The organism is Mesorhizobium sp. M8A.F.Ca.ET.202.01.1.1 (assembly GCF_004791595.1).
In the GTDB taxonomy this organism is placed as follows: Bacteria; Pseudomonadota; Alphaproteobacteria; order Rhizobiales; family Rhizobiaceae; genus Mesorhizobium.
Genome location: NZ_SRUN01000084.1, coordinates 1 through 421 on the forward strand (window position 1 = coordinate 1; position 421 = coordinate 421).

The following is a 421-nucleotide window of genomic DNA, read 5'->3' on the forward strand; positions in this document are numbered from 1 at the left end:
CAAAAAAGGAGCGTTCTCTATGAATTATTTTAGATATAAGCAATTTAATAAAGATGTAATAACTGTAGCCGTTGGCTATTACTTAAGATACGCGCTTAGTTATCGTGATATATCTGAAATACTAAGAGAACGCGGCGTTAACGTTCATCATTCAACGATCTACCGTTGGGTTCAAGAATATGCTCCTATTTTGTATCAAATTTGGAAGAAAAAGCATAAAAAAGCTTATTACAAATGGCGTATTGATGAGACGTATATCAAAATAAAAGGAAAATGGAGCTATTTATATCGTGCCATTGATACAGAGGGACATACATTAGATATTTGGTTGCGTAAGCAACGAGATAATCATTCAGCATATGCGTTTATCAAACGTCTCATTAAACAATTTGGTAAGCCTCAAAAGGTAGTTACAGATCAG

General features: G+C 33.7%; 1 protein-coding gene. It reads left to right on the forward strand.

All coding sequences use genetic code 11. From position 1 onward, the window contains the following. Window positions 1–19 precede the first annotated feature (19 nt). Window positions 20–421 (forward strand): IS6 family transposase (locus tag EN845_RS33945; protein ID WP_135931281.1); only part of this gene is annotated, 402 nt, incomplete at its 3' end.